This window comes from Xanthomonas sp. LMG 8993 (genome assembly GCF_009835065.2).
Lineage (GTDB): Bacteria > Pseudomonadota > Gammaproteobacteria > Xanthomonadales > Xanthomonadaceae > Xanthomonas > Xanthomonas arboricola.
In genome coordinates this window covers 267,031-292,870 of the sequence record NZ_QVIF02000003.1, presented here as the reverse complement: position 1 = coordinate 292,870, position 25,840 = coordinate 267,031, and the positions used below count along the sequence as shown (strand labels likewise).

Annotated in this window: 20 protein-coding genes and 1 riboswitch; of the genes, 14 read left to right on the top strand and 6 right to left on the bottom strand. The window is 66.8% G+C overall.

Going from position 1 to position 25,840, the window contains the following annotated elements; all coding sequences use genetic code 11:
- The first annotated feature begins 259 nt into the window (after positions 1 to 259).
- From DYQ94_RS07695 to DYQ94_RS07685, 3 genes are all read left to right on the top strand, one after another.
- Complete coding sequence (locus DYQ94_RS07695; RefSeq protein WP_054591399.1) at positions 260 to 628, top strand: VOC family protein; 369 nt, start codon at positions 260 to 262, stop codon at positions 626 to 628.
- Between the two features lie 137 nt (positions 629 to 765).
- Entirely contained in the window at positions 766 to 1,713 is a 948-nt protein-coding gene (locus DYQ94_RS07690) for a Nudix family hydrolase (RefSeq protein ID WP_126965301.1), read from the top strand.
- A complete protein-coding gene (locus tag DYQ94_RS07685) occupies positions 1,701 to 2,228 on the top strand; it encodes a P-loop nucleotide/nucleoside kinase family protein (RefSeq protein WP_425518991.1) in 528 nt (175 codons plus the stop codon). Before DYQ94_RS07690 ends, DYQ94_RS07685 begins: the two co-directional genes overlap by 13 nt.
- 159 nt (positions 2,229 to 2,387) lie before the next feature.
- On the opposite strand, the gene DYQ94_RS07680 is transcribed toward DYQ94_RS07685, so the two are convergent.
- A complete protein-coding gene (locus DYQ94_RS07680) occupies positions 2,388 to 3,059 on the bottom strand; it encodes a hypothetical protein (protein WP_126965302.1) in 672 nt (223 codons plus the stop codon).
- A 70-nt stretch (positions 3,060 to 3,129) separates the two neighbouring features.
- Complete coding sequence (gene metF / locus DYQ94_RS07675; RefSeq protein WP_024938327.1) at positions 3,130 to 3,957, bottom strand: methylenetetrahydrofolate reductase [NAD(P)H]; 828 nt, start codon at positions 3,955 to 3,957, stop codon at positions 3,130 to 3,132.
- A 364-nt stretch (positions 3,958 to 4,321) separates the two neighbouring features.
- On the opposite strand from metF, the gene DYQ94_RS07670 reads away from it, so the two are divergent.
- Positions 4,322 to 5,299, top strand: a complete 978-nt coding sequence (locus DYQ94_RS07670) for an NAD(P)H-quinone oxidoreductase (RefSeq protein ID WP_126965303.1) — start codon at positions 4,322 to 4,324, stop codon at positions 5,297 to 5,299.
- Positions 5,300 to 5,669: 370 nt separating this feature from the next.
- Positions 5,670 to 6,605: a Gfo/Idh/MocA family protein gene (locus tag DYQ94_RS07665; RefSeq protein WP_126965304.1), complete on the top strand. Its 936-nt coding sequence runs from the start codon at positions 5,670 to 5,672 to the stop codon at positions 6,603 to 6,605.
- A 131-nt stretch (positions 6,606 to 6,736) separates the two neighbouring features.
- Here the strand turns inward: DYQ94_RS07665 and DYQ94_RS07660 are convergent, their stop codons facing one another.
- Positions 6,737 to 8,107 carry an alpha-amylase family protein gene (locus DYQ94_RS07660; protein WP_024938324.1) on the bottom strand — a complete coding sequence of 457 codons (1,371 nt, stop codon included), beginning with the start codon at positions 8,105 to 8,107 and terminating at the stop codon, positions 6,737 to 6,739.
- A 382-nt stretch (positions 8,108 to 8,489) separates the two neighbouring features.
- Here DYQ94_RS07660 and DYQ94_RS07655 point away from each other — a divergent pair, with 382 nt between their 5' ends.
- Complete coding sequence (locus DYQ94_RS07655; protein WP_126965305.1) at positions 8,490 to 9,035, top strand: DUF2058 domain-containing protein; 546 nt, start codon at positions 8,490 to 8,492, stop codon at positions 9,033 to 9,035.
- Positions 9,036 to 9,092: 57 nt separating this feature from the next.
- Positions 9,093 to 9,650 carry a DUF3228 family protein gene (locus DYQ94_RS07650; RefSeq protein ID WP_054591395.1) on the top strand — a complete coding sequence of 186 codons (558 nt, stop codon included), beginning with the start codon at positions 9,093 to 9,095 and terminating at the stop codon, positions 9,648 to 9,650.
- Between the two features lie 263 nt (positions 9,651 to 9,913).
- On the opposite strand, the gene DYQ94_RS07645 is transcribed toward DYQ94_RS07650, so the two are convergent.
- The 3 genes from DYQ94_RS07645 to ahcY form a co-directional block, all read right to left on the bottom strand.
- Positions 9,914 to 10,219 carry a hypothetical protein gene (locus DYQ94_RS07645; RefSeq protein ID WP_126965306.1) on the bottom strand — a complete coding sequence of 102 codons (306 nt, stop codon included), beginning with the start codon at positions 10,217 to 10,219 and terminating at the stop codon, positions 9,914 to 9,916.
- Positions 10,220 to 10,235: 16 nt separating this feature from the next.
- Complete coding sequence (locus DYQ94_RS07640; protein WP_065032054.1) at positions 10,236 to 10,484, bottom strand: SHOCT domain-containing protein; 249 nt, start codon at positions 10,482 to 10,484, stop codon at positions 10,236 to 10,238.
- Between the two features lie 328 nt (positions 10,485 to 10,812).
- Positions 10,813 to 12,255 carry an adenosylhomocysteinase gene (gene ahcY, locus DYQ94_RS07635; protein WP_024938318.1) on the bottom strand — a complete coding sequence of 481 codons (1,443 nt, stop codon included), beginning with the start codon at positions 12,253 to 12,255 and terminating at the stop codon, positions 10,813 to 10,815.
- 31 nt (positions 12,256 to 12,286) lie between these two features.
- A riboswitch (S-adenosyl-L-homocysteine riboswitch) is annotated at positions 12,287 to 12,400 on the bottom strand.
- A gap of 190 nt (positions 12,401 to 12,590) precedes the next feature.
- Here ahcY and DYQ94_RS07630 point away from each other — a divergent pair.
- From DYQ94_RS07630 to DYQ94_RS07600, 7 genes are all read left to right on the top strand, one after another.
- Positions 12,591 to 15,065 (top strand): S9 family peptidase, encoded by a 2,475-nt coding sequence (locus DYQ94_RS07630; RefSeq protein ID WP_425518992.1) that lies wholly within the window; start codon positions 12,591 to 12,593, stop codon positions 15,063 to 15,065.
- Between the two features lie 399 nt (positions 15,066 to 15,464).
- Complete coding sequence (gene ppc / locus DYQ94_RS07625; protein WP_126965308.1) at positions 15,465 to 18,179, top strand: phosphoenolpyruvate carboxylase; 2,715 nt, start codon at positions 15,465 to 15,467, stop codon at positions 18,177 to 18,179.
- A 124-nt stretch (positions 18,180 to 18,303) separates the two neighbouring features.
- A complete protein-coding gene (locus DYQ94_RS07620) occupies positions 18,304 to 18,876 on the top strand; it encodes a TetR/AcrR family transcriptional regulator (RefSeq protein WP_102581988.1) in 573 nt (190 codons plus the stop codon).
- The gene (locus tag DYQ94_RS07615; RefSeq protein ID WP_054591390.1) at positions 18,873 to 19,910 is read left to right on the top strand and encodes a DUF4105 domain-containing protein; all 1,038 of its coding nucleotides are present in this window, start codon (positions 18,873 to 18,875) and stop codon (positions 19,908 to 19,910) included. The genes DYQ94_RS07620 and DYQ94_RS07615 overlap by 4 nt, the downstream gene beginning before the upstream one ends.
- A gap of 44 nt (positions 19,911 to 19,954) precedes the next feature.
- Entirely contained in the window at positions 19,955 to 21,931 is a 1,977-nt protein-coding gene (locus tag DYQ94_RS07610; protein WP_202397511.1) for an esterase/lipase family protein, read from the top strand.
- Positions 21,932 to 22,256: 325 nt separating this feature from the next.
- Positions 22,257 to 23,459, top strand: a complete 1,203-nt coding sequence (locus DYQ94_RS07605; protein WP_160954907.1) for an OmpA family protein — start codon at positions 22,257 to 22,259, stop codon at positions 23,457 to 23,459.
- A 695-nt stretch (positions 23,460 to 24,154) separates the two neighbouring features.
- Positions 24,155 to 25,381 carry a histidine-type phosphatase gene (locus DYQ94_RS07600; RefSeq protein ID WP_160954906.1) on the top strand — a complete coding sequence of 409 codons (1,227 nt, stop codon included), beginning with the start codon at positions 24,155 to 24,157 and terminating at the stop codon, positions 25,379 to 25,381.
- Positions 25,382 to 25,840: the final 459 nt, after the last annotated feature.

Below are 25,840 nucleotides of genomic sequence, written 5' to 3'. Positions count from 1 at the left end.
CAATGCCCCGCCGGGACCTCGCACCCTTGTCCAGCTCCGCCAATGGCATTGCCTGCATCGTTGCCAGGCAAGGTCGACAAGCACGGCATAGACGCTGGAAGCGTCCGGCGAGCTGTCTTGCGGCGGGCCTCGGCACGGCAGGTCCGCCACACGCTGTCCATCTCTCGCGGCGCCAACGCGGTGCCTTTTGTATGTAGGCCTCTCCGCCGGTGCCACTGCGGGGCGTATGCTCGATCCACATCCTGCGTGGAGTGCGGTCATGGCGCTGCTGTCCAGCCAGCAATTGAAGGTGTTCGTGCCTGCACGCGACTACGCGCTGTCGCAGCGGTTCTATCGCGCGCTGGGCTTCGTGCAGGAGGACGAGGTAGGCAATGTGACCTGCTTCCGGCATGGCACGCATTGCGCATTCCTGCTGCAGGATTTCTATCTGCGCGAACTGGCCGAGAACCTGATGCTGCACCTGTGGGTAGACGATGCCGACAGCTGGTGGCAGCACGTGCACGACACCGGCCTGGGCGCGCAGTTCGGGGTGAGCTGCAGCGCGCCGGAAGATCGGCCGTGGGGCGCACGCGATTTTACCTTGCACGATCCCAGCGGCGTGCTCTGGCGCATCGGGCATCCGCTGTAGGCGTGAATCGGGAATCGGGAATGGGGAATTGCAAAGGCGGGCATGGTGCCTGCTTCAACCGATTCCCGATTCCCGAATCTCCATTCCCCGCCGCCAAGCGATTGCACTGAACGGCTCACTCGCGGCACTCTTGTGCCATGCCTGATTCTCTAAGATCCATCCACGTCGTTGCCGGCGTGATCACTGACGCCCGCGGCCGCATCCTGCTGACCCGCCGTACCGAAACCCGCGACATGCCCGGCCTGTGGGAGTTTCCGGGTGGCAAGCGCGAACCTGGCGAAACCTCCGAACAGGCATTGGTGCGCGAACTCAACGAAGAGCTCGGTATCGAGGCGCAGGTCGGCGAGTGGCTGATGGACGTGCCGCAGTTGTACCCGGACAAGCGGCTGCGCCTGGAAGTGCGCCACATCACCGCATGGAAAGGCAGCCCGCGCGGCCGCGAAGGCCAGGCGATGACCTGGGTGGCCGCCGACAAGCTGGCCCGTTATTCGATGCCGCCGGCCGATGTGCCGGTGGTCGGTGTGCTGCGCCAGCCCGACCGCTATCTGATCACGCCCGAGCCGGACGATGACGCGCTGTGGCTGGAAGGTTTGGAGCGTGCGCTGCAGGACGGCATCACGCGCATCCAGTTGCGTGCGCGGCAGGCCGAACCGGCGCGCTGGCAGGCCTTGCTGCAGCAGGTGATGCGCCTGCGCGGCCGTGCGCGCGCGCAACTGCTGCTCAACCGCGACATCGCACTGGCCAGCGAACTCGGCATCGGCGTGCATCTGGGTTCGGAGCAACTGGCCAGCCTGCAGCAGCGCCCGTTGCCGGCCGAGCAGCCGGTCGCCGCATCCTGTCACGGACTGGAAGACCTGCGCCACGCCCAGCGTCTTGGCTGCGATTTTGCGGTGCTGGGTCCGGTGCAGGCGACCGCGTCGCATCCAGGTGCGACACCCTTGGGGTGGGAAGGATTCGAACGCTTGCGCGAGCAGGTCTCCTTGCCGATCTACGCACTCGGTGGCATGCAGGTCGACGACCTGCGCGAAGCCCGTTCGCATGGCGCGCAAGGCATCGCGGCGATTCGTGCGCTGTGGCCGCAGTGACCCTGCAGTCAGCGATCTTGGTGGTGTTCGGCGGATTGCCGGGCGTCGGCAAGAGTTCCATTGCCCAGGCGCTACTGACGCAATGCACTGCGTTTTATTTGCGTATCGATACGATCGAGCAGTCACTACGCGAAAGTGGTGTACTCGCCAACGACGTCGGAGCAGCCGGCTACATGACCGCCTACGCACTTGCCGAGGCCAATCTGCAGCAGGGTCACGTGGTGGTCGCCGATTGCGTGAACCCGTTGCCGGTCACCCGTGAAGCGTGGCGCGATGTAGCTCGTCGCACACGGAGCCGCTTGCTGGAGATCGAGGTAGTGTGCAGCGATCGCAACGTGCATCGGCAGCGCGTGGAATCGCGGCAAAGCGACGTGGTCGGATTGCGCGTGCCGGGGTGGGCCTCCGTGCTCGCGCATGATTATGAGGCCTGGACCGAGCCGCACTGGGTGATCGACAGCGCCGTGCTGAGCCCGCAGCAGGCGGTCACGCAGATCATGGGCCGGCTTGTCGTATAGCCTGCAAGCGTCACCTATGAGGCATGAGGTTCGGAGTCTCTGAGCCGATACGCTCACTGCCTAGCAGCCAATACCACCATCGTCACCATCACCGATTGCCGGGGCAATGCGCCGTCGCATGTACTTGGCCGCTGCAATCCGCTCACGCCGGGCGCTGCGCTAAAACGTCACCCAGAAGCAGTTGTACTGCCGGCGCAGCCGCAACACGCTGCTTGCCGGCGCACCGCTGGCGAGGTTCTGTTCCAGGCGCAGGCCCCAGGGGCGTGGGCGGCTTGGCGGTGCCGGGAGTGGGGCGTCGATGGCGCTGCCGTCCAGGGATGGAGCCGCTGCCGTGCCGGCATCGGCTTCCCAGGTCGGCGGATCGCGTTGCGGGTACATCGGCACGATGTCGAGCAATGGGCGTTGCACGATCGCCTCCAGCCGGCTCAGCACCTGGTTGGCAGCGGCGTCGGACTGGCCGCTCCACAGGTAGAGGCTGGAGAGCCGATTGACGTCGCGGCTGTCCACCGCCAGTTGCAGCAACGACACCAGTTCGCTCAGCCGGCGCGGGCAGCCGTAGCGATGCAGGCCGGTGTTGCCCTGCGCGCGCGCGGCCGGCGGCGGGCGCGCCGCGGCGCCGACATCTTCGCAGCGGCGGTCGGTGAACATGGTCTGCCCGTCCGCTGTCACGCAGCGACGGATCTCCTGCGCCTGCACGCGCGTGGCCGGGCACAGGCAGAACAACAGCAGCAACGGCAGCAGGAGGCGAGGCATTGGCGCAGCGTAACGGGGCCTGCGTGAGCCGGCGAGCAACGCGCCGGGACCGTGGCAGCTTGCACGGCGGTTGCGCATCACGCGCGCGTTTGCCGATGATGTGCCCGCGTGGAGATGCCCGCCGAGGGTATGGCTTCGACCGGCTGGCTCAGCGCCCGAGCAGCTGCAGCACCTGCGTGGTCGGTTTGGCCAGGTTGAGCGTGTAGAAGTGCAGGGCAGGCGCGCCGCCGGCGATCAGGCGCTCGCACACGGTGGCCACCACTTCCGCACCGAAGGCGCGCACCGCATCGGCATCGTCGCCGTAGGACTGCATCTTCTTGCTGATCCAGCGCGGAATTTCCGCACCGCATTGCTCGGAAAAGCGCCGCAACTGCGAGAAATTGGAGATCGGCATGATGCCGGGGATGATCGGGATCTCCACGCCCATGCGCTGCACGGCGTCGCGGAAATGAAAGTACGCGTCGGCGTTGTAGAAATACTGGGTGATCGCGGCATCGGCGCCGGCATCCACCTTGGCCTTGAAGTAACGCAGATCGCTGAGCGCGTCGGTCGCCTGTGGATGGGTTTCCGGATACGCACCCACCTCGATCCGGAACGCATCGCCGTGCTCGGCGCGGATGAAGGCGATCAGGTCCGAGGCGTAACGCAGGTCGCCCGGATGGCCCATGCCCGAGGGCAGGTCGCCGCGCAGCGCGACGATGCGGGTACAGCCGATCGCGCGATACAGCTTGAGCAGCTCGCGGATCTCCTGGCGGCTGCCGCCGACGCAGGACAGATGCGGGGCGGCTTCGAAACCGTGCTTCTGCTTGAGGTGACGCACCGTCTCGGAGGTGTAGCTGAGCGTGGAGCCGCCGGCACCGAAGGTGCACGACACGTATTCCGGCGCATAGCCCTTCAGCCTGGCCGCCGTGCGGTCCAGCTGGGCGCGCTGGTCGTCGGTCTTGGGCGGGTAGAACTCGAAACTGAGATGCGTCATCGCGGCAGGTCCGGCGGATCGTGCCAGCATAATATCGCTTCATCGCGATGAATGCATATTTGGTTGCGGGTGTCCTGCATCCGGTTACCTCGCGTGCTGTCAGCGGAATGACGGCGCGATCTGCGGGGACCTGCAGGCGCTTGCCGCGCGGCGGCGAGCGAAGCCTTGCCTTGCAGCGGGCAGGCGAATCGCGTTTGTCGCCGCACTGGTTTCACGCGTGATGCCGGTCATCGCGTGGTTGCTTGCCGTGACTTGGCGGAGACAGTGGTTGCGCTGCGCCTGCGTGCCATGTCGCGAGCGGGCTTGCGCCGGACGTTGACGCGGGCAGCTCTACACTGGGTGCACTTTCTACGGAGTGCTGCGCATGAGCGATACCACGATGACTGCAATCGCCATTCGCGATGGCAAGGGCGATGCGGATGCACTGTACGCCAGTGAAATGCCGCGCCCGCGTCCTGCGCCGGGGCAGGTGCTGATCCGCGTGCATGCGGCCGGGATCAATCGTCCCGATCTGCTGCAGCGTGCCGGCCACTATCCGCCGCCGCCCGGCGCGCCGCAGACGCTCGGGCTGGAAATCGCCGGCGAGATCGTGGAGCCGGCCGGTCGCTGGAAGGTCGGCGATCGGGTGTGTGCACTGCTGGGCGGTGGCGGATACGCACAGTACGCAGCGGTCGACGCGCGGCATGTGCTGCCGATTCCGCCGGGCATGGATCTGGCGCATGCCGCGGCGCTACCGGAAACCATCTTCACCGCGTACACCAACCTGTTCGAGCATGGCCGGCTGGCGGCCGGGGAATGGCTGCTGCTGCATGGCGCCACGTCCGGGATCGGCGTGACTGCGATCCAGATGGCCAAGGCCGCCGGTGCGCATGTGCTGGCGACTGCGCGTTCGGCGGGCAAGGCGACGCAGGCGCGCGAACTGGGCGCCGATGTGGCGATCGACTCCACCACCGAATCGTTTGTCGACGTGGCCAAGGCGCACGGCGGGGTGGATGTGTCGCTGGACATGGTAGGCGCTGCGGTATTCGCCGACACCCTGGAGGCGCTCAACCCGCGCGGGCGCATCGTCTATATCGCCTCGCAGGCCGGCTCGACCATCGAGGTGCCGATCCCGCTGCTGATGCGCAAGCAGGCCATCCTCACCGGCTCGACGCTGCGCCCGCGCAGTGCCGACGAAAAGGCGCGCCTGGCCGCGGAAGTGGAGCGCGTGGTGTGGCCGTGGATCGCGCAGGGCAAGCTGCGCGTGCTGCTCGACAAGCGCTTCCCGCTCGGCGAAGCCGCTGCAGCGCACCGCTATCTTGAGCAGGGCAGCCACCTGGGCAAGGTCGTGCTGGAGATGTGAGCGCATCGCAATGCGCATGCAGGTAGCTCTGTCTGCAGCCGGCGTCGCAGGCCTGGCCATACATCGGCCGCAGGCCGGGCGCCCCACCGCAGCCGCCGCCGTACTCCAGCGCAACCAGGTGGAAGGCCACGAACGGCAAGGCGTGCCGTGCAGTTGCACCGATGCAGCATGGCGGCTCTTGCACGGCCACCGGGCGGCGCAGGTATAGCAAAACAAGCAGGAGCGATGTCTCGCAGCGAACCGCAGCCTGACCTTACACTGCGCCGTTGCGTGCGCTGGTGCAGCGCGCCGCTGCACCAGTCTCCGTGCATGCGCCTGAAACGGGCGATCGCGCGGGTCCCGCCACGTCCCTATCAGCCCGAAGGTTTCGATGAAGCATCCAGACGCATTGCGCATTGCCCTTGTCGGCATCGGCAAGATCGCCCGCGACCAGCACGTGCCCACCATCGCCGCGCGTGCCGATGTGCAGCTGATGGCCACGGTGAGCCGGCATGGCACGGTCGATGGAGTGCCGGCCTATCACAGCCTGGAAGAGGCCTTCGCGGCGCATCCGCAGATTGAAGCGGTGGCGCTGTGCACGCCACCGGTCGGGCGGCACGCGCAGGCACAGGCCGCGCTGGCCGCCGGGCGCCATGTGTTCCTGGAAAAACCCCCGGCCGCCACCCTGGCCGAGATCGACGATCTGCGCGCGTTGGCGCAGCGTGCGCAACGCAGCCTGTTCACCAGCTGGCATTCGCGCTGCGCCGCTGCCGTCGAGCCTGCGCGGGCGTGGCTGGCCGACAAGCAGATCCTGCGCGCGCATATCACCTGGAAGGAGGACATTCGCCATTGGCACCCGGGCCAGGACTGGATCCTGGAGCCGGGCGGCATGGGCGTGTTCGACCCCGGCATCAATGCGCTGTCCATCGTCACGCATCTGTTGCCGCGCCCCTTCGCGCTGCGCGAAGCGGAGTTGCACACGCCCGAAAATCGCCAGGCACCGCTGTACGCCAGGCTCGGTTTTGTCGATACCGCAGGGGTGCCGGTAACGGCGGAACTGGATTTTCTGCAGACCGGCCATCAGCGCTGGGATATCGAAGTGGACACCACCGACGGCCTGCTCATGCTCAGTGAGGGCGGTGCCAGGCTCAGTATCGATGGCCAGCCGCAGCCAGTGGAAGCCGCCGGCGAATACGACGGTTTGTACCGGCGTTTCGTGCAGCTGGTGCGCGCCGGCGAATCGGAGGTGGATGTCACCCCGTTCGTGCATGTGGCCGATGCGTTCATGCTCGGCGCGCGCAAGGTCACCGCGCCGTTCGCCTGGTAGCCGGTCGCACCATCCAACGTGTTGCAGCATCCAGAACACCGGCGATAAGCCGGTGTTTTTTGTGTCAAAGGCTGGGTGTCTCTGCGACGTGCTTCAACCACGCAGCGGACGCCTCGTGCTGGCCAGACAGCTCAGCGGCGCCACATGCGTGCACCGCGCGCCGGCAGCGTGAAGGTGTAGGAGCCGCTGGAAATGCGCACCACGCTGCCCGAGCCCAGTGCATCCACATAATCCGCATTCCAGTACAGCACGCTGCCATTCATCGCCACGGTGGTGGTGACCGGATTGCCGCACTTGTTGATGCCGACGATGCCCAGGCTGCCGCGCCGGAACAGCACATGGCAGGAGCTGGACGACAGCACCTGCATGTCGCTGCCTTGCACGCCGTTGTGGAAGCCGATCATGCGGCGCAGGTCGTCGCGCAGATAGGCGTTGACCCAGCGGTTGTCGCCGCTTTCGTTGTTGTCGGTGTAGACCATCGGCATGCCGCCATTGCGGCCGATCAGATACGCGTATGCCAGCGTCTCGTCGACGGGGTCGAGGATGGCGTAGCGGAAGCCGGCATTGTTGGGGATGTCGTGGGTGACGGCGAAGGTCACCGCGCGATTGCCCGGCAACGCCTGTCCGGTGGACGCGGGATCCACCAGCTGCTGCAGGCTGGCGCCAATGGCGAATGCATTGCGCACCGCGTTGAACAACGGGAAATCGTAGGCCGCATGCGGCGTGGACTGCAGGTACGGCGCCAGGAACTGGTCGTAATCGCCATTGCCGCTGCCGCCGCCGGTGATCACTTCGCCGAACACATACACGCCGGAACGAATGCCCGCATCGAAGACCCGATTGAGATGGTCGAAGCTCATATGCTTGGCCGCATCGACACGGAAGCCGGTCACACCCAGGCCCTTCAGCGCTTGCAGATAGGCGCGCTGCTGCTGCACCACCCAATCGTTGCCGACCAGGTCGGGCAGGCCCGGATCGCTGCCGCCACCGCAAATGCGATAGGTGCGCACCTGGTAGGCGTCGTTGTAGTTGGTGATGCACTGGGCCGGGCCGAAATCGCTGGCGCTCAGGAAATTCGATTGCAAGGTGCCGAACAGACGCAAGGTGTCGTAACGGCCTGGATTCGCAGCGTATTGCGCGAGCACGGCGCTGCCGGGGTAGTTGAGATCCGAGCGTGTCGCGGCCTCGTTGGCCATGTGGTTGAGCACCACGTCGGCATAGGTTTCCACGCCGTTATTGGCCAGCGCCTGCACCATGCGCGAGAACGCGGCGGTGTCGCCCAGCGGGCCATCGATTACGCGCAGATCCTGCGGCTGGTAGCGTGCCCACCACGCGCTGCCTTGCGAGCGATACGCGGGAGCGACCAACACCTTGCGATAGCCGGCATCGGCAATCTGCTTGGCACGTGCTTCCACGGTGGCATACGGCCAATTGAAGGCGTGCAGGATCACATCGGCCTGCACATTGGCGGTGGTCAGCAGCAGCACCAGCGCGGCGAGCAGCAGCCGCGAGCTGCGTTGAAGCCGTGAGGGTGGGGGTGGAGTGTGCGTATCGCGCATCGGATGGATCTCCAGTCGGTAAGCGCGAGCACACGCATGCTGTGCGATGCCCGCATCAAGGCCTCCGGCCCCTGTTCCGGAAAGCGCGCGCACGGCGTGCAGCGCGCGGTGATGCTAAGCGTGCATCGCGGCGCAACATCGCTGTTGTGCATACGTATTCAATGCGAGTACCCGCGAAAACCCCGATGCAGGTCGCGCTTTGCGCGGTGCGGGTGGATCGCGGTACCGCGGTACGGTGCGGTGCTGCAGCCGGGGCGGCTTGGGCAGTCAGGCTGGGTGGCGCGGGGCGCGGTAAACTGGGCGCACATTCACCGGTTCCCCTCCCATGCGCAATCCGCTGCAAGAACAACTGCTCAAGGCCGGCCTGGTCAAGAAGGCCCAGGTGGACAAGGTCGCGCGCGAGCAGAACAAGCAGCGTCATGCCAAGGGCGCGGCCGTGGTGCCGGCCGAGGTCGACAAGGTGGACGCAGCGCGGCTACAGGCCGAGCGCGCCGAGCGCGATCGCGCGCTGGCCGAGGAACGCAAGCTGCAGCTGCGGCGGCAGGAAGTGCTGGCCCAGGTCCGGCAGATCGTGGAGACCAACAAGGTCAAGCGCGATGGCGAGATCGACTACCGCTTCAACGACGGCCGCGTCATCCGCAGCGTGCTGGTCAATCCCACGCTGCGCAGCCAGCTGGCCAGCGGGGCGCTGGTGATCGTGCGGCATGGCGATGGCTTCGAGCTGATTCCGCGCGCGGCCGCCGACAAGGTCTACAGCCGCGATGCGGACGCTGTGGTGCTGGATCATGGCCGTAGCAGCACGCCATCGGCGCCGGACAGCGACGACGACTATTACAGCCAGTTCAAGGTACCGGACGATCTGATCTGGTAAGTGGTCGCATGGCAGGGCTGCAGGCTACCCTGGCGTTCTTTGCCACTCACCGCCGTCATGTCCATCGTTCTCACACCGTTTGCCCGCACCCGTCTGTTTCCCCGCGATGGTCGTCGCAACGCCATCCAGGACTGCACGCCCGAGCAGTTCATCCAGCGGCTCAATGAACAGACGCCGGTGCGCGTGATCGAAGGCTATGCGCCGTTCTGCCAGCTGCATGTGCACCGCAACTGGACCTCGACGCGCTGCCTCACTGCACCGATCACCGACGACAACCGCCACCAGCTGCGCTCCGGCTACGAGGCACGCAGCACGCAGGAGTTGCCGGTGCTGGTGCGCTGGTTCGAAGGTGTGGAGCCACCGGTGGCGACGTATCTGCTGCCGATCCTCTACAGCCGCGATCAGCTGGCCAAGGAGGGCGCGCCGATCGACGCCGACTGGGGCGTGGTCGGTTGCCTCTACACCACCGAGCCGGAAGAAATTCCGATGGCGCCCATCACCATGCTGCGCAATGCACTGGGCGTGGACGAAGGCGGCTCCGGTGTGGCACTGGACCGCGATGCGTACCGGCGCAGCGTGGCGTTCTGGGAACACAATGCGAACTGGCGGCCGTAGCGGGCGGATAGCCACGGCGTGTCGTGCAATTCTTCCGCGCGGCAGGGAACGCAGCGCTGCTCTTGAACTCTGGCGTGGCGGTGCGGTGCCGCTCGCCACCGCGAGCGCTTGCTTTCGTCGAGCATAAAAACGTAGCTGCAGGTGGGACTGCAGAGCCGAGCTGCGTCTGCAGTTTTCGGACTTGCCGCAGCGCGACATTCTCAAGCGCGGCATTGCGTGGATTGCACCGGATCAGCTGCCGGCACCCCTGGCGCAGATGCGTGCTAGCCGACGCCGAGCACGGGCATGTCCGGGGCGACCCATACGACGGTAGTAATCGCGCCTTGCACCAGTCCCTGATCCCTGAGCTGCGCAAAGACGGCCGCCGGCGGCCAGCCCGCAGGTGCGTCGGCGAAGGGAAGCTGCAGTGATTGCAGCAGGCCGAGGATTTCGGCAAGTTCTTCAGAGCTCTTGAAGCTCAGACTGATGCGGTCTTGCATCGAAGTGCCACGCGTCAGCAATCGCTGGCGCATGGCACTGTCGCAGATCACATGGACATGTTGATCCAGGACAGCGGAAACATGGTTCATGCGTTGCAGCCGCTGCTCAGATCTCGCTGAGGATATGGCTGCGGCGCTGTTGGTACTCCGCATCCGTGATCAATTGCTGAGACCTCAGCGTGTCCAGCTCCAGCAGTCTGGCTTGAGCGCTCTTTGGCGCTGCTGACCCTGTCGTTGCCACAGTCGATTTGCGCGACGCGCGCTTTGCGACCCAGACGATCAGGCTGATCACGGCAGCGATGCTGCAGAAGAAGAAAAGAACGATGATCCAGTGCCAGATGCTGAAGCCGCCCATGTTGGTTCCTTTTGACGATGGGTGTTACGTAGTGGTTGACCGGTCTTGCTGCCACGCAGGTAAGCCGCAAGCCTTGCCCGAGTATCGCATACGGCAACAGCTGCCATGCCGACGGCAAAGCTGTCCGGCGTGCTGGATTCCATGGTGTCTTGCTCGAGGCGTTGCATCCATGCGATGCATGTCGATGCCGCATGGCACGAACGCAAATTGGTCGCCATGTGGGGCCGCTTGCACGCGGGGCCATCCAGCATCCTGCAAAGAAAACGGGCGCCTTGCGGCGCCCGTTCTGTTCAAGCGGTGACATGCGGGCAATCAACCGCCCGATTGATCAGTAGCGGTAATGATCCGGCTTGTACGGGCCGGCCACGTCCACGCCGAGGTAGTCGGCCTGGTCCTTGGTCAGGGTGGTCAGCTTGACGCCGATCTTTTCCAGGTGCAGACGTGCCACTTCTTCGTCCAGGTGCTTGGGCAGGATGTAGACCTTCTTCTCGTAGCTGTCGCGCTTTTCCCACAGGTCGATCTGCGCCAGGGTCTGGTTGGCGAACGAGTTGGACATCACGAAGCTCGGGTGGCCGGTGGCGCAGCCCAGGTTGACCAGGCGGCCATCGGCCAGCAGGAAGATCGCATTGCCGTTGCCGAACACGTACTTGTCGACCTGCGGCTTGATGTTGATCTTTTCCACGCCCTTGAGTGCGTTCAGCGCATCGACCTGGATCTCGTTGTCGAAGTGGCCGATGTTGCAGACGATGGCCTGGTCCTTCATCGCCTGCAGGTGCTCGACGGTGATGATGTCCTTGTTGCCGGTGGTGGTGACGTAGATGTCGCCGCGGCCGAGGGTGGATTCGATGGTGTTGACCTCGAAGCCTTCCATCGACGCCTGCAGGGCGCAGATCGGGTCGATCTCGGTGACGATCACGCGGGCACCGTAGGCACGCAGCGAGGCGGCACTGCCCTTGCCGACGTCGCCATAGCCGCAGACCACCGCGACCTTGCCGGCCAGCATCACGTCCATCGCGCGCTTGAGGCCATCGGCCAGCGACTCGCGGCAGCCGTACAGGTTGTCGAACTTGCTCTTGGTGACCGAGTCGTTGACGTTGATGGCCGGGATCAGCAGCTTGCCGGCTTCGGCGATCTGGTACAGGCGGTGCACGCCGGTGGTGGTCTCTTCGGAGACACCCTTCCAGTCCTTGACCACGCGGGTCCAGTAACCCGGACGCTCGACGGCCACGCGCTTGAGCAGCGCCTTGATCACGCCTTCCTCGTGCGAGGAGGCCGGCTCGTCGACCCAGGTGCTGCCGTTTTCGAGCTCATAGCCCTTGTGGATCAGCAGGGTGACGTCGCCGCCGTCGTCCACCACCAGCTCCGGGCCGGTCTGGGTGCCGTCGGGCAGGGTGAAGGTCAGCGCGTCCAGGGTGCAATCCCAGTACTCTTCCAGCGTCTCGCCCTTCCAGGCGAACACCGGCGTGCCGGAGGCGGCGATCGCGGCGGCCGCGTGGTCCTGGGTGGAGAAGATGTTGCACGAGGCCCAGCGCACGTTGGCGCCGATGTCCTTGAGCGTTTCGATCAGCACCGCGGTCTGGATGGTCATGTGCAGCGAGCCGGTGATGCGTACATCCTTCAGCGGCTTGGTCTGCGCATGCTTGCGGCGGATCGACATCAGACCCGGCATCTCGTGCTCGGCGATGTCCAGCTCCTTGCGGCCCCAATCGGCCAGGGAGAGGTCGGCGATCTTGTAATCGGCATGTGGGGCGATTTTCGTGACAGCGTTCATGCAATAGCTCCGGTAAGCAGACCAATGTCTGCAATGCGGGGCGCCGTTGAACGATGAATGCTTGTCGAGCCTGGCCGTATTTCCTGCACTTTTCGTGCAGTTGGCGGATCAGTCCGCCATACCGGTCGCAGCGCCCCTCGACGAGAGCGTTGATTATATCGGCAGCACCCCCCTCCGGCATGAATTGGCCGGCTTGAAGTGGCACGCGCCCCAACCAACGGCAGGGGAGCGGGGGGAGCGTGTGGCTGCTATGGTCCGGAGTCGATCGACACTGGGGATGGACAATGCAGGCGACACCCGATGCACGGCACGGCAGGCGGCAGCAGCGATGGGCCCTGGCAGGCGTACTGGCGCTGAGCGCACCACTGGCTGCGGCCGCAGCCGTCGCGCCGGCTGGCCCACCTGCCGCTGCGGCAAGCACTGGCTACCAACTTCCCTCCAAGGCGCTGCAGGCAGTGGTGGATGCCCCGCGCGCGCCGCTGCTCCACCTGTCGCCCAAACGCGACCTGGGCGCGATGGTGCAGTTGCCGGCGTTGCCGGACATCGCCGAGGTGGCCCAGCCCGAACTCAAGCTGGCCGGCCTGCGCATCCATCCCAAAACCTTTGCCAGCAGCCGGTTCTCCTTTGCCGACAAGCTGTGGCTGCTGTCGGTGGCCGACGGCAGCGAGCGGCAGATCGCCGGGCTGCCATCACCACTGTCGCTGGCCGCGTTGAGCTGGTCGCCGGATCAGCGCTACCTGGCGTTCCGCCGCGAGGACGCGGCCAGCGGTGCCAACGAGCTGTGGCTGGTGGACGTGGCGGCCGGGCAGGCGCGGCGTCTGGTGGCCGGTTTGAACACCAGCGTCAACGACGATCTGCGCTGGTTGCCCGATGGCAGCGGCCTGCTGCTGCAGCAGCAAGTGGCCGGGCAGGGCGCGCCGCCCACCCGCGATGCGGTGCCGGACGGCCCGGCGATCCAGCAGACCAGCGCCGCTGCCGGCGTGCGCTCGCTGCCGACCTATCAGGACCTGCTGCGCAACGAGGCCGATGCGCGCGTGTTCGAGTATTACGCCACCGGCCAGCCCATCATCGTCAGCGTGAGCGGGCAGGTGCGCCCGATCGCCACGCCCGGCATCTATCTCAATCTGTCGGTGTCGCCGGATGGCCGTTACATCCTGAGCGAACGCAGCGAACGGCCGTTCTCGTATCTGGTGCCGGTGGACAACTTCGCACGCCGTATCGAGGTGCTGGACCTGCAGGGCAAGCTGGTGCGCCAGATCGCCCGGCTGCCATTGGTGGAAGGCCTGCCGACCGGCAACGATGCCGTGCCCACCGGCGTGCGCGACATCGCCTGGCGCGTCGATGCGCCGGCCACGCTGGTCTGGGCCGAGGCGCAGGACGGCGGCGACCCGGCACGCGAGAGCAAGATTCGTGATGCGGTGCTGATGCAGGCTGCGCCATTTACGCGTGCGCCGGTCACGCTGGCGCAACTGGGCAGCCGCTTCGAAGGCATCCAGTGGGGCCGCGGCGATCTGGCCATCCTCAGTGAAAGCTGGTGGAAGACCCGCCGCACCAAGCAGTGGCGCATTGCACCGGACCAGCTGCAGCGCGCGCCCGAACTGCTCTGGGATCGCTCCTCGCAGGACCGCTACAACGATCCCGGCACGCCGGCGACCGTGGCCGATGGCAAGGGCCGCACGCTGCTGCAGACCGGCGCCGATGGCAACAGCCTGTTCCTGCTCGGCAAGGGCGCCTCGCCGGAAGGCGACCGCCCGTTCGTGGATCGCTTCGATCTGCAGAGCAGGCGCGCCACGCGCCTGTTCCATTCGCAGGCGCCGAGCTATTCCGCACCGCTGGCATTGCTGGATGCGCAAGGCACGCAGTTGCTGCTCAGCCGCGAGTCGCCCGAGGAGCCGGCCAACTATGTGGTGCAGGCATTGGGCGATGCAGCGCCTGCGCCGCGGGCGTTGACGCATTTCGCCCATCCGCTGCCGCAGTTACGTGGCGTGCAGAAGGAGCAGATCCGCTACAAGCGCGCCGATGGCGTGGACCTCACCGCCACGCTGCTGCTGCCGCCCGGTTACGACCCCAAGCGCGACGGCCCGCGGCCGCTGCTGATGTGGGCCTATCCGGGCGAGTTCAAGAGTGCCGACACCGCCAGCCAGGTCACCGACTCGCCCTATCGCTTCAACGCGATCAGCTACTGGGGGCCGCAGGCGTTTCTGGCGATCGGCTATGTGGTGCTCAACAACCCGACCATGCCGATCGTCGGCGAAGGCGATGCCGAACCCAACGACACCTATGTGCCGCAACTGGTCGCCGATGCGCAGGCCGCGGTGGACGAAGTGGTGCGGCGCGGGGTCACCGACCGCGAGCACATCGCCATCGGCGGGCACTCCTACGGCGCCTTCATGACCGCCAATTTGCTCGCGCACACGCGGCTGTTCAAGGCCGGCATCGCACGCAGCGGTGCCTACAACCGCACGCTCACCCCGTTCGGCTTCCAGGCCGAGGAGCGCAACTACTGGCAGGCGCAATCGGTGTATCAGGCGATGTCGCCGTTCAACTACGCCGACAAGATCAAGGATCCGCTGCTGTTGATCCACGGCCAGGACGACAACAACACCGGCACCTTCCCGATCCAGAGCGAGCGCATGTTCGCCGCGATCAAGGGCCTGGGCGGCAACGCGCGGCTGGTGCTGCTGCCCAACGAATCGCATGCGTATCGCGCGCGGCAGTCGATCCTGCAGATGTTGGCCGAGAGCGAGCAGTGGTTGAAGACCAATCTCGGCGAGCCGATGAAGGAGACCGGCGCGACGCGCACGCGGTGATCGGTGGCGCGCTGGCACCGATAGGAGCGCGCTTGCGCGCGATGCGGCTTTATCGATAACGCCTCGTCGCGCCCGGGTGCGCTCCTACGGCGAATGCGTCCGCCTCGCGTCCCGGGAAGATTCGCTGCGCCGTCCACGCGATTGCCGCGATCACCGGTAGGAGCGCACCCGGGCGCGACGCAGCATGACCAGGACAGCCACCTCGCGTAGCAGCGGACCTGCCCGCGATGGGGCATCACCGGGAAAGCCCCATCGCGCGCCAGCGCGCTCCTACGAGATTCATCGCGACGTGCGCCAGCACACGATGGTTGGTGTTGAAACCGTCGTGCCGGTCGCGATCATCTAATCCTTTTGGGTTAGTCTTCGACGACTTTGCGCTTGAGAGGGTGTGCGTTTCCGATGAACGAGTACCGCAGCAGTCTTGTGTTCGCTACCCCCGATCTTGCCTTGCGCGACGATGTGCGTCGGCTCGGTGCACTGGTCGGTGACCTGCTCGCCGAGCAGGTCTCTGCGGAATTTCTCGATGAGATCGAACGCGTCCGCACCACGGCGATTGCGCGCCGCGAGAGCGATGCCCCGCCGTCGACGCTGAGCGAGCAGCTGGCCGGGCGCGAGCCGCGCGAGGCCGAATCGCTGGTGCGCGCCTTCAGCACCTATTTCCAGGTGGTCAACATCGCCGAGCGCGTGCACCGCATCCGCCGCCGCCGCGAATACCAGCGCAGCGGCACCGACACGCCGCAGCCGGACGGGTTGCACGATGCCTTGCGCAGGCTCAAGGCGCAGGGCGTGACGCTGGACGAACTCAGCGAGTGGTTGCCGCGGATTGACGTGGAGCCGGTGTTCACCGCGCATCCCACCGAAGCGGTGCGCCGCGCGCTGCTGGAAAAAGAGCAGCTGATGGTCGCCAGCCTGGTCGACAACCTGGACGGCATGCGCACGCCCAACGAGCGCGCCACCGACGCGGCGCGCTTCCGCATGGCCTTGACCGCGTCCTGGCAGACCGCCGACTCCTCGCCGGTGCGCCCCACCGTGGAAGACGAGCGCGAGCATGTGGGCTTCTATCTCACCCAGGTGCTGTATCGCGTGGTCCCGGTGATGTATGAAACCCTCGAACACGCCATCGAAGAAACCTACGGTAGCGTGCCGACCCTGCCGCGGCTGCTGCGCTTCGGCACCTGGGTCGGCGGCGACATGGACGGCAACCCCAACGTGGATGCCGTCACCATCGCCGGCACGCTGGATGCGCAACGGCGTGCGGTGCTGGACCGTTATCAGAAGGAACTCTGGCAACTGGCCAGCCTGCTCAGCCAGTCGACCACGCTGGTGGCGGTGAGCCCGGCGTTGAGCGAGCAACTGCAGCGCTACCGCGCGCTGTTGCCGGAGGACGCCGCACGCTCGCGTCCGCGCCACGGCGACATGCCGTACCGGCTGCTCAACGATCTGATGCGCGCGCGCCTGCAGGCCACGCTGGACGATGCCGAGGGTGCCTACACCAGCCCGTCCGAGCTGGAACACGACCTGCAATTGATCCTGGACAGCCTGCAGGCCAACAAGGGCCTGCACGCCGGTTGGTTCGCGGTGCGCCGCCTGTTGTGGCGCGTGCGCACCTTCGGTTTCCATCTGGCGCGGCTGGATGTGCGCCAGGAATCGAGCGTGCATGCGCGTGCGGTGGCCGATGCACTCGGCCAGGCGGATTGGGACGAACAGGATGCCAGGCAGCGCGCTGCATTGCTCGGTCCGTATGCAGCCGGCGAGCAGGCATTGCCGCGCGTGGATGACGAAGGCAATGCGCGGCTGGACGCGGTGTTTGCCGCGCTTGCCGATGCGCGCAGCCGCCACGGCGCCGATGCGCTGGGCAGCTACATCATCTCGATGGCGCACAACCGCGCCGACGTGCTCACCGTGCTGGCGCTGGCGCGCCGTGGCGGCCTGGTCGACGACACCGGCGCAGTGCCGCTGGATATCGTGCCGCTGTTCGAAACCGTGGACGATCTGCGCGGCGGTACCGGCACCGTGCAGGATCTGCTGGCCGACCCGGTCTACCGCCAGCATCTGGCCGCGCGCGGCGATACGCAGATGGTGATGCTCGGGTATTCGGACAGCGGCAAGGACGGCGGCATCACCGCCTCGCGCTGGGGGCTGCAGCGCGCGCAGGTGGAACTGCTCGAAGCCGCCGCCGAGCTGGGCGTGCGGCTGACCTTCTTCCACGGCCGTGGCGGCTCGATCGCACGTGGCGGCGGCAAGACCAGCCGCGCGCTGGATGCCGCACCGCGCGGCAGTGTCGATGGCCGGCTGCGTGTGACCGAGCAGGGCGAGGTGATCCATCGCAAGTACGGCATCCGTGCCCTGGCGCTGCGCTCGCTGGAACAGATGACCGGCGCGGTGCTGCTGTCCAGCCTGCGCCCGCGTGCGCCCGAGCCGCGCGAGGATCGCTGGCGGCCGGTGATGGACCTGGTCGCCGAACGCAGCACCGTGGCGTATCGCGCCTTCGTCGGCGCGCCGGATTTCATGCAGTACTTCCGCCGCGCCACGCCGATCGACGTGATCGAACGCATGACGCTGGGCTCGCGCCCGTCGCGCCGGCTCGGCCAGGACGCGGCCTTGTCCAACCTGCGCGCGATTCCGTGGGTGTTCGCCTGGAGCCAGGCGCGTGCGGTGATCCCGGGCTGGTACGGCGTGGGCAGCGGCCTGCAGGCGGCAGTGGATGCCGGGCACGAAGACACCTTGCGCGAGATGGCGCAGGACTGGCCGTTCTTCCGCACCTTCCTCGACGACGTGGCGATGGTGCTGTCCAAGGGCGATCTCACCATCGCCGAGCTGTTCTCGCGGCTGTCGGGGGAACTGCACGAGCGGTTCTTCCCGGGCATCGGCGCCGAGCTGGCGCTGACCAAGGGCTGGGTGAAGGCGTTGACCGGCCAGCAGTCGCTGCTGCAGCACGACCCGCGGCTGGCCTTGTCGATCCGTCTGCGCAACCCCTACATCGACCCGATCAGCGTGCTGCAGGTGGACCTGCTGCAACGCTGGCGTGCCACCGATGGCGAGGACGACGAACTGCTGCGCGCGCTGGTCGCTTGCGTCAACGGCGTCTCGCAAGGCGTGCAGAACACCGGCTGATCCGGTTCGCTGATTGGACCGTCGGATTTGATGGTCCAATCCGATCCGACCGTTGGTCGGAGAGGGCGCGGAATCGACAAGCGGGCTCTGGCGTAACCGGACAAATCTGTCCGATAATGCCGCGATGACGACTTCCCGCCCTGATGCCGCGCTGCGCCGCCGGCAGATACTCGATGCCGCCGACGAAGTGTTCAGCGAACACGGCGTCAATGCCCCGCTGGAACTGGTGGTCGAGCGTGCCGGCCTTGGCCGCGCCACGCTGTACCGCAATTTCCCCGACCGGCTCGCGCTGATGACCGCGCTGATGACCCGCGGCCTGGACGGCCTGGAGCGGCTGGCCGCCGATCTGGCCGAGCGCCCGGACGGACTGGCCGTGCTGCTGCACGACGTGGCCGAGCACATCGCCCAGTCCGCGCCGCTGGTGGATTTCTGGCGGTCCATCGAACGCGCGCACCCGGCGGTGGAAACCGCCGACCGGCGTGTGGTGCGCATCTTCCTGCCATTCGTGCATCGCGCCCGCGACGCCGGCCTGTGCCGTGCCGATGTCGACGACGAACAGCTGCTGCTGGTGATCGACATGCTGGGCAGCTGCCTGCGCGGCAATGACGAGTCCGAACGCAAACGCCTCGCCCATCGTTCGGCTGATCTGTTGATGCACGCATTGGGCATGCAGGTGCCGGAAGGCGGCACCCGATGAAATCGGCCACGCGGTCGCGCATCGGGCGCTGGGCGTTGCGGGTGGCGCTGGTGCTGGCCGCGCTCTGGGGCGGGCTGGCGATCTATTTCGCACTGACCGGCAATGCGTTCGTGCGCGCGGCGTGGGTGGGCTCGTGGTGCGCGATGGCAATCGCGGCGTTGTGGGGCCTGCGCCGTGGCCGCGAGAACTGGGCCTTGGTGGGCATCTTCAGTGCGGCGTTTGCGGTGCTGGCGGTGTCGTGGTGGATGATGCAGCCCAGCCAGGACCGCGACTGGGCCGACGATGTCGCCCAGCGCCTGCAGCCCGAGGTGCACGGCAACATCGTCACGCTGCACAACGTGCGCAATTTCGACTGGCATAGCGAAACCGACTACCAGCCGCGCTGGGAAACCCGCCAGTACGATCTGGACCGTCTGGTCAGCGCCGATCTGGCGCTGTCGTACTGGATGGGCCCGGCGATCGCGCACACCCTGGTGTCGTTCGGTTTCGACGACGGCTCGCACGTGGTGTTCTCGCTGGAAATCCGCAAGGAGCGCGACGAGTCGTTCTCGGCATTGGGCGGGTTTTTCCGCAGTTTCGAAGAGACCCTGGTCGCCGCCGACGAGCGCGACATCCTGCGCGTGCGCACCAATGTGCGCGGCGAGGACATGTATCTGTATCGGCTGGCGATTCCCAAGGCCGGGCTGCGCCGCATGTTCATGGGCTACGTGGGCCTGGCCAACGACTTGAATCGCGCGCCGGCGTTCTACAACACGCTCACCAGCAACTGCACCACGATCGTGTTTGCGTTGGCGCGGCAATTGCAGCCCACATTGCCGCTGGATCATCGCCTGTTGCTGTCCGGCTACGCCGACGAATACGCCTACGATCACGATGGGCTGATGCCCGGCTACGACTTCGCCACACTGAAGCAGCGCGGGCATTTCACCGCACGTGCGATCGCCGCAGACAAGGCGGCCGACTTCTCCGAGCGCATCCGCGCCGGCATGCCGCAGGCACCGGCGCCTGGGGCCACCGCGAGCGCACCCCGGTGACGCCGCGCCTGCGTGGATGTCGTACCGCCGCGGTGCTGGCGGGCATGCTGGCGAGCCTGTGGCTGAGCGGCTGCGCCATGGTCACGGTGCAATCGCACAGCAGCGGCGACTTCATCGCGCGCACGCGTGGCGATGTGCTCAGCACTGGCGCGTTGAGCCAGGCCAGCGGCGAGACGGTGCAGGTGGCCGGTCTGCAACCCAAGGCCTGCCGCAGCGACCCGCTGCCCTGCCTGCAGCAACTCGCCACCGTCGCAGGCATCGGCGATGAGCGCCGGCTGGCAACGCAGGCCGAGCTATGGACCGCGCATGCGATTGCGCTGGGCGGGCGCGACCCGACAACCATGAGCGATGCCGCAGTCGACGCCTGGTTGGAGGCCGCGCGGCATGCGTACGCGTATCTGTTTTTCACCGATCGGGCGCCCAGCGCGCGTGCGTTCGAAAATCGCCAGACGCAGGTGCGCGACTACTACAACTACGCCGTGCAGCAGGTGATCGAACGCCTGTTCGCACGCGCGCAGCAGACCGGCCAGAGCGAGCGCGAACCGACCAGCATAGGCCGCTGGCAGGTCGGTATCGACATGTCTGCATATCGGTTGCCGGGCGGCGGCAACACGCCGCGCGCGATCTTCGCCGCCTCGGCATTGCGCTTCGATGGGCTGCGCAGCACGTATCGACGCGACGGCTTCGGCGCCGAACTGGTGGCCGAGGTGGACCCGCAGGTGGTCGGCGACCCTGCCGGACTGGCCTTGCAACAATCTGCTGCCGCTGTCGCGACACCTGAGCGTCCGCTGCCTACCTTCAGCGAGATGCCGTATGCACCGGCAACGCTGCTGCTGCGCTTCGAGGGCGATACGCTGGATGCGGTGCTGCGCGGTCGTGCCGTCACCGTGGTGCCTTACGACCCGTATCGCCAGAACGAAGTGGTACTGCATGGCCAGCGCGTGCCGCTGGCGGCCAACTTCACCGCCGCGTATGGCCTGTGGCTGGCCAGGTCCGGTTTTGCCGCGCAGTCCCTGCGCTCGATGCTGGGCAGCGCGCGCGGCATCGACCGCCCGCATCTGTATCTGATGCAGCCCTACGACCCGAACCGACGCGTGCTGCTGATGCTGCATGGCCTTGCCAGCAGCCCGGAAGCCTGGGTCAATGTCGCCAACGAAGTGATGGGCGATGAAGCGCTGCGCCAGCGCTACCAGATCTGGCAGGTGTACTACCCCACCAACGCGCCGGTGGCGGTCAACCGCGCCGAAATCCAGGCCCTGGTGGAGCGCAGCCTGCAGCACTTCGATCCGTCCGGCACGGCGATCGCATCGCACGACATGGTGTTGATCGGCCACAGCATGGGCGGGGTGATCGGGCGCCTGCTGGTGTCTTCGTCGGGCGAGCGCCTGTGGAATTCGCTGCTGGAAGACTACCGGCTGGACGGCGAGCGCGGCGCACGCATCCGCGCGAAGTTGTCGCCGCTGCTGCATTTTTCGCCAATGCCGCAGGTCGACCGCGCCATCTTCATCGCCGCGCCGCATCGCGGCACGCCCTTGGCCGAAGGTGGTCTCGGGCGCTTCGTCGGCCGCCTGGTGCGTTTGCCGATCGCCTTGCTGGATCGCTTCGGCGATGTGTTTCAGGACCTGGCCAGCAGCGAGCGTGGCGGCCAGGGCGACGACCCGCGACGCAAGCGGCGCCTGCTGCCGCCGACCAGCATCGACAACCTGCGCGATACCGACCCGTTCGTGCGCGCCAGCATGGACCTGCCGATCTCCCCGCAGGTGCATTACCACACCATTGTCGGGCGCGAAAAACCGCAGGTGCCGCTGGCCGAGTCCGACGATGGCCTGGTGCCGTATCGCAGCGCGCATCTGGACGGCGCCGAGTCGGAGCTGGTGGTGACCTCCTGGCATAGCGTGCAGGAAACCCCGCAGGCGATTCTGGAAATCCGCCGCATCCTGCACGAGCAGCTGCAATCCGAAGCGGCAGGCACAAACAAGGCGCAGGCCGCGCGTCCGGCTGCGGCGCCTGTGACGTTCTGAGTGCGCTGCACCCTCGCTGGAAGGTGTGGCTGCTAGTCACGCACCGCGGGGTGTGGAGTTTGTCCGCTGCCAATGCGCACCATTGTCCGGTACGTGTCCCGGCGTTGCGATCGCTCACGCCTGGGCCGGCAAACCTGGGCAACACGCGGTCATCCGGTGGGTGCGGACGACGCGCAGGAGCCGGAGTGCACGAGCATGCCGATCCCGGCACCGACCGCACTGCCTGACGGTCGCGCAGTCGTCGCGTTGGCCGCGTTTAGCGCGTTGTTTACCTGGCCCGTGCTATCAGGCGGTTCTCGAACACGCTCGAACCAGGGAAGACGCAATGCGCAAGACGCTGTCGGCAGTGATCTGGGTGCCCTTGCTGCTGGCCGGTTGCGGCCGCGGCGAAAGTCAACGCGAGGCAGCCGAACCTGCGGGCGCCACGCCGCCGGCAGCGCAGACCGCAGCGCCTCCATCCGCATCGCCACCGGTCGCCAATGAAGCGGTGCCCGAATTCCCGGCCATCCCGTCGATCGTGGTGCCGGAGATTGCCGGCGTGACCCCGGCGCAGCGCGCGCTGGAAGCCTCGCTGCAGGACATTCTTGACCCGATCGAAGGCGTCAGCGTGACGCCGGCACGCTGCGGCGATGGCGGCAGCCTGATCAACGACGCCGGCATCACCAGTGTCGATGCCAACGGCAATCTGCTGCGCAACGGCGACGGCGGGCTATTCGACCTCAAGGCCGATGGCAGCGGTAACGCCAACTTCGACGGCGGCCTGATCCGCGTCAATGCCGACGGCAGCGGCACCATCAACGCCAGCGGCGCCGGTGGCGACGACGCGATCATCCAGGTCCAGGCCAGCGGCGCCGGTACCTACAACGGCCCGGCCGGCCTGATCAGTCTGGATGGCAAGGGGGCAGGCACCTGGAACAGCGACAAGAGTGGCTTGGTCGACAACCACGGCGATGGCAGCGGTACCTGGAACGGCCCGCGCGGTCTGATCACCATCAACGCCGACGGCTCGGGAACCTGGAACGGCCCGGACGGACTGGTGCAGAACCGCGGCAATGGCACCGGCACCGTCGGTACCCCGCCGCGCGAAGTGCGCATGCCGCCGCTGCCGAAGGTGCCGCCGGCCGGGCGCTTCCCGCTGCTGCAGAAGTTCGCACTTCCCGGCGCACCGTGCGGCTATCTGATCACCTTGAACGAGCGCATCCTGTTCGACTTCGACAAGGCCGAGATCCGCCCCGACGCCGCGCGCGTGCTCGACGTGCTGGCGGCCGCACTCGGCAAGGTCAGCGCCAAGGACATGGAGGTTCGCGGGCATACCGATGCCAAGGGCAGCGACGCCTATAACCAGGCGCTGTCCGAGCGCCGCGCCGAGGCGGTGCTGGCCGCATTACGCACCCGCGGTGCCGCGCAGTCGGCCGGCGCAAAAGGCTATGGCGAATCGCAACCGGTGGCACCCAATACGCTGGATGGGCAGGACAACCCCGGCGGGCGACAACTCAACCGACGCGTGGAAATCTTCCTGCGCACCTGAGTGGGCCGATCTGTGTGGCATCACTCGCACGCATGCACAGGAGTACGACGATCCCGGATAGCTGACGCGGCGCGCAGGCGGTTCGGGCAGATGTGTGGATGGGCAGATGCCGGCCCATCTCATGTCAGCGCGGCGCGGCCTCGCGCAGTGCGTCCTGAGGGTCGGTGCGCGGGTGATCTACTCAAAGTGGCGCACCACGCGGTGAGTTGCGGGTGTACAAAACTGATGCCGCACTTAGGGCGGCCAACACACCGACTGAGCCGCCGTCAGGTGAGGCGCTGCCGATGCTGGGAAGCGGCACGGACCACTCGTACATGTCGATTTTGGGCGCGCGTCCGCACCCACCTGACGACCGCCAGCGTTCTTGTGTTGGCCGCTCTGGTACCGCAACCGTGCGACTGCTTCGGAGCATTCATCGCCGCGTGGTGGCTACCCGGACATGTTGGATAAGTTCCGCCAGGTGTCGTCTGCCTTGCACATTGGCCCGGTAAATTCCGCGATGAACAACGGGATGACTGACAGGTATGGGTTCCAGGCAAGCGAAGAAAATGGGGCAGGGCGGTGAACAGACGCCCGCAGGCGATGACGGCAGCGACGCGATGGGGATCGCGTCGTTGCCGTCGTGCGGGATCAATGCGCCGTTGCACGCAGGTGCCAGGCAACGTGCGACGACAGCGCTGCGGCCGCGATGGCGGATGCCGGCACTCGCACTCGGCGCGCTGTTGCTGATCGGCTGCACGCCGCGTCCGCCCGGGTCGCCGGCAATCGCGCAGACCGCACAACTGGAACGCGTGGTCGCTGTCTTCCGGCACGGCGTGCGCGCACCGCTGCAGGGCGAAGCCGCAGCAGCGCACTATGCCGACGCGCCATGGCCGCAATGGTCCACGCCGGCCAGCCTGCTGACGCCGCACGGGCGCATCGGTGTGCAGCTGAGTGGCGGCTATCTGCGTCAATGGCTGGCGCAGCAGGGCGTGCTGCCGCGTAGCGGGTGCCCGGCAGCAGGCAGCGTGTCGGTCTGGGCCAATACCGATCAGCGCACCATCGACAGCGGCGCCTTGCTGGCCGAGGCGCTGGCACCAGGCTGCGGGATCGTCGCCGCACATCGCCCGGCCGGCAGCAACGATCCGTTGTTCCGCCCGATCGAAGCCGGCGCGGTGCCGTTCGATGGCACGGCGGCGGTTGCGGCGATCGAAAGGCAAACCGGTGGCCCCGCCGCATTGCTGCGAGGGCACGCAGCCGAGTTGCAGGCAATGCAGCAGATCCTGGGTTGCACGCGCACGCCCTGCGACTTCGCGCAGATGCCGTCCACGCTGGCACCGTCGGCCAACGGGCGCGGCCTGGCCCTGGGTGGGCCGATCGACCTGACCTCCGGCACCGGCGAGGTGTTGCTGCTGCAATACGCCGAAGGCCTGCCGCTGTCGCAGGTTGGCTGGGGCCGCGCCACACCCGAGCGGCTGGCGCAGGTCTCGCGCCTGCACGCCTTGTTGTTCGACATCTACGCGCGCCCGCATTACATGGCCTCACGTTCGGGCGCACCGCTGGCGCGCGAAGTGCTGCAGCGCTTCGGCGATATGCAGGCGCCAAAGGTCTCGGTCTTCGTTGGCAGCGATACGCATATCGCTGCCTTGAGCGGTTTGCTGGGCGTGCACTTTCATCTCCCCGGCTACGGTGCCGACGATCCGCCGCCGGGCGGCGCGTTGCTGCTGGAGCTATGGCGCGAACCGAATGGGCAGCAGGTGGTGCGTGCGCGGTATCTTGCGCAATCGCTGGATCAACTGCGGACGCTGGCCCCATTGGATCTAGCGCACCCGCCGTTGCAGCAGGAACTGGCCTTGGGTCTATGCACGGACGAGCAACGGATGGCGTGTCCGTTGAAGGCGTTCGCTCAGGCGTTGGAGCAACAGTTGCAACGTGAGCCTTGAACGCAATGCCGGGGCTGCGATGTGCAGGCACCTTCAGCTCATCGAAGCATCCGCATGGAACCAATGGAACAAGATCCAGGCCACGACCAGTCAACCGAAGGCCGCTTTTCTCTCAGTTGCCGACAATGATCGGTGGTGCTTGCGCGGGTGCCGGCGTGGGACCTTGAGCGGCATGGATGCCGCGCCAGAGCCTACATGGACGTACTTGCGGCGTGTCCCACACCGGTACGCGCGCAAGCGCCCGCAGTAGACCGAAGCAGTCGCATGAAAACGCCAGATGTCGTGCGCAAGATCGATCGATGCGCGGAGTCGGCCGGCAGCGCGGCGGCGCACCCGGTGTCGGGACACGCCGTAAATCCGCCCCTGGAGGCCCGGTGGCGGCGTCCGTGCCGCCACACGGCCCCGCGCTCCCAGTATTGCCACTGCTGATCGGCAGACACTACGCGTGCAAGCGCCTTC